At 59.5% G+C, this 4,432-nt stretch carries 1 protein-coding gene; it reads right to left on the bottom strand.

Features of this window, described 5'->3' with window-relative positions; genetic code table 11:
* Window positions 1-4,432 (bottom strand): alpha-2-macroglobulin family protein (locus ABX749_RS23610; protein ID WP_372898163.1); only part of this gene is annotated, 4,432 nt, incomplete at both ends.

The raw sequence follows: 4,432 nt of genomic DNA, 5'->3' as shown, positions 1-4,432 counted from the left end.
TGCTCCAGATCGATCAATGCCGTCGCGAGCGCAAAGCTGGCTTGATCGCTGGACGGGTCTTCGGGCCAGTTGGTGACAAAGTCGTCGAGCATGCGAATCGAACTGTCGATCAAATCGACACGCGTGATCCCCGACTCCATCAACTTCTCATCCTCGGCGACCGTCTCGGCTCGTCGATAGACCTCTTGGGAGAGCGCATAACTGGCGGTGGCGACGTAGGATTCAGCGGGGTAATCACGCAGCAATGACTCCATCGCTTGGACACTTCGCAGAAACTCGCCGCGCGCATTCAAAAAACCGGCGACCTGATTCTCTTTTTCGAAACTCGCTTGAACGGTCGTGCGATAAACCAAATAGCTGCGTTCGTACTCGGCAATTTCTCGATACGACTTCGCGACGGTCAAAATTTCCTCAAACGACAACTCGACTTCGGGGAAACGTTCCTTGATGATCTCAAAGAATCTGACGATCTCCGCATCATTGCCTAGTTTCATCGAGGCGCGAAACAGCAGCGACACCGTTTCTTGATAGGGGGCCGTCTGAAGCTGCCAGTTCTCGTGCAATTGGTGAAGTGAATCGTATGCTTTCTGGAATTCACCCTTGTCGAAGTGAACTTTGCCGAGTTCGAACAACTCGTCGGGGGTCAGCTTGTATTCGTCGGCGGACGTTTCACCGAGTGGCAGCACGCGTAACGATTGCGGCTCGGTGACGGCAATCTCCGAGGGTGAATAGTAACTTTTTAAGACCGCAGGAGCGGTCCGGTAGTTGCCGGGCAAGTAGCCCGCCAACGAGTAACGAATGTCACCGGGGGTTTTCGAATCGCCGATGTAAAACGTGATCGCACCGGGAGTGATGTCGTAGCGATCGAACACGCCGCTGATCGTTTCCTCCAAGATCGTGCAACCCGCCGGGATCGGCTCGACCAACATCAAGTACGTCCGCAGCGGACGCGAATTCTGGTAGCGGACCCGTGGCGTCAGCGTGACCAGGGCACGCGCTCCGACGGGAAGCTCGCTCAACTTGTTCGGCGCCCAGGGGTGGCTGCCATCGATCACGCGGTATCCGCGGAGAATCGGCCGGCCGTCGACGCGCAATTGATCGGTTTCGTAACGTCGCCCGATCGACCAGTCTTTGGTGGTGCTGCTGATCGAGTCGGCATCTGAAAAACCGGTCAGGACGGCGCTGTAAGAAAATTCGCCGCGACCTTCCAACTCAAATTCGATCCGTTGCTGGCCGTCGACGAGCATCTCATCGGGCACGCGGATACGGCGACTCTCCGCACCCGGATCCAGCGTCAACGGTTCCAGCGGTTCACCGTTGACGTAAATCGTCACTTCAACCCGCTCCCGCTGCGGCGGGCTTTGGCCGAAATGCGCCGCCAAGGCTGCGATTGCCGGACCGTTGTCCGATTCCACCGGCCAGCGTGAACCGGCCCGCGCGGCCATCAGCCGATCAGCAAGTTTCACCCTCAGCTCCGGTCGCAGGTCCATCCGTTGCAACGCGATCAACTCGAGCGCGGCGAGTTCCACCGACGTCCGGCCCACACTCGGTCGCCCGCCGGCCGCGTCGAGTTTGACCAGCGGGAGTAGTTCCGCCGCCATCTCGTCGTGCTGAAGCGCCGTCAGAGCCAACATCAATTGCACCAGGCCGTAATCGTCTAATCGATTGCGTTCACGGTACAACCGATTGGCCAGTGCAAAATCGCCGGCTCCGCACTCGGCCAACGCCGCCAACAGCACCGCTTGACGGTTCAAATCGGTTTCTCCGGCAAACGCCTTTTTCAGTGACGCGACCCCCAATTCAAATTGTCGCTCCGGCACCGCGAATCCCGCGCGTCGTGCCTGGACCAACGCCCACATCGCGCGTGCCGTGCTGATCGGATCAGCCGGGCCGGCCGAATGACCCGCCAAACTCCAACCGCCATCGTCCCGCTGCGACGCGATCAGATGGCTGACCGCAGCGGCGACGATGCCGCTGACTTGCGCGCCCTCGGGTGAATCTTGTTGGGCGGATCGGCGGAGATGGTTCAGCACCGCGACGCCTCCGAGACAATCCGACACGCTGCGGGAGAGCAAACTGGTCGGCACACAACGCAGCGGCAAATACGTCTCGCCACGCAACAGGCTGTCCAGCAAAGACTGCTGTCGGTCACCGCCGATCATCAATTCCAGCGACTGACCGCGCGCTTTTTGATTCGGTTCCAATTGAATCAATGCCAGCGTGTTTTGGGACGCAGCCCCGCTTGCGGTTTGATAGACCGGGAATCCATACGGCAGGACCTCCGCTGTGGAAACGTAGGTGTCCCCGGCGACGCCTTCACTCGCGATCGTTAATTCCAATTGCACTTGGTCCGATTCAACGATCTCGATGGGAAACGTCAGTGTTTCGATCCCGGCATCCTTGACTTCGAGGGTCTTGTTCTGTTCCAGCGACTGGTTTCCCATCGTTGCTTTGAGTGCCACTCGAAGGGTCCGCGGGCCTTCCAGCGAGTTGTGCACTTCGACCTGAATGTCCGCTTTGTCGCCAACGGTAAACGCTTGCGGAACGCGTAGTTGTCCGAACAACGTTTTACGCGTGGTCAGCTCGATCGACTCCGAGCCGGCAAGCGTGTCCTTACTGATTGCGCTTGCACTGAGTTTCCAGGCGGTTGAGACGGCCGGCATGGTGATTTCGATCTCGGCCTTGCCGTCCTGGTCGGTCACGATGACGGGGTCCCAAAACCCGGTCTCGCCGCTGATCGCTTGGCCAAACATTCGAACGCCGGTGAACTGGTTCAATCGGTTGACTTCATCGTCACTCATCCCATTGACCACCAACAGTTTTCCGTCCAGGGTCAACCCGTTGATGGTGACATCGCGGCGTTGCAACGACTTGCTGTCGACACGACCGAATTGACTGATCGATGCGGTGGCATTCGCACCCCAGAACCACGCGTCCTGATTCCAGGGTCGGTCACCCAGTTGGGCCGCTTCAATGCCACGGCCTCGCGATGCGCCGCCCCGGCCGTTCATTTGGACGTACAACGACAACGCGTTGGACGTTGCCGTCGATCCACGCGACCATTGCCGCTGCATCATGAGTTCTTGCTGCATCTGCTCCACTGCACCGTCGCTGTCCACGTCGAAATTGGCGTCGAGAGAGCGCCAAGACGTTGCGGCCCCGGCGTATCCGAAGTCGACGGTTTGATTTCGATCGAACGGTCCATCCTCGGTGATGACGTCGCCTGCGATCTCCGCGAATTCCAAGGAGACGTCGTTGTCAGCGAACAGGTCCACGATCGCGCCCGCCTCGGCCAATCGCCGTGATCGGCGTTCCGCTTCGACGAGCAAGGCTTCGTTGATCGAGCGAGTCTGGGTGGCGTAGCTGAATTCGCAACTGGAGGTTTGCCGCATTCGTCGTTGGCGAAGCCCGCTGGTGAACGCCGTCATGATCTCGGGGCCGCCGGAGCCGAACCGATCGAGCAAACTCGACTGAACCAACGACATCGCCAGCTCCGCGGCCATCGGACGGCCACTCGAGTCGGTCACTTCGATGTCGACCTTGACGCGGTCGGTCGGCTTGAGATCCGTTGTCGACGGCGTCAGTTTGACCTGCAATCGTTTGGTGACGACGAAACCACTGAGGGCATGATGCAACTGACTCCGCTGCATCACGCTGGCGGACAGATGAAAATTCGGTGCCAGATCCGCGTCGATCGGGATGTCGATCTTGTTTTCCCCCTGCTTCAGTTGCACCAAGCGGTGGCCCAGCACCGACGCTCCATCGAACGTGATCAACGCCAATGCGGGGGCATCGCGCCAGTGCAACCGCACGTTGGCGTTGTCGCCGACGCGATAGTTGTGCTGGTCGGCCAAAATCCGCAGCCGCGTGGTGTCGTCGTCGCCCGAGATCTGCAGCCGTGCCTGGCCGCTGACGGAATTCCCAAATCGGTCATTGCCCGTTGCCCGCACGATGTAGGTACCGCTGCGTTCGATCTGGACCGTCTCGCTGGCTTGCCCGTCTTCGGCATCGGTCGTCAGGTCGAAGGCTTCCACCCGCCGCTCTCCCGTTCGACCGCTCCGATTGCGTCGCGCGGTCACTTGGTTGCCAGTCTGGTTCGCGCTCTCTGCCCCTGTGACTTCGAACACCTCCAACTGGACCGCCGTTCCGACCGGTTTTCCCGCCGGATCGACCACTTTGATCGTTACGTCAAAGGTTTCACCGGCGATGTAGACCGATCGGCCTGTGGTGACGTTGACGTTGAATCCGCGTGTGGCGAGAAAGACCACTTGGGATTCGGCGACGTTGCGTTGGGGGCACGCGACATCGATCGCGATCGCTTGTGATTCGCTGAACCGGCGGGTCGGAAATTTGAGTTCGATTTTCCCGTCGGCATCGGTTTTCGCTGTCTGGCGTTCACTTTCGCCGCCGATGGAGTAGCTGATTTCTTCAC

Source organism: Stieleria sp., assembly GCF_041595215.1.
In the GTDB taxonomy this organism is placed as follows: Bacteria; Planctomycetota; Planctomycetia; order Pirellulales; family Pirellulaceae; genus Stieleria; species Stieleria magnilauensis.
This window is presented reverse-complemented; position numbering and strand designations above follow the sequence as displayed.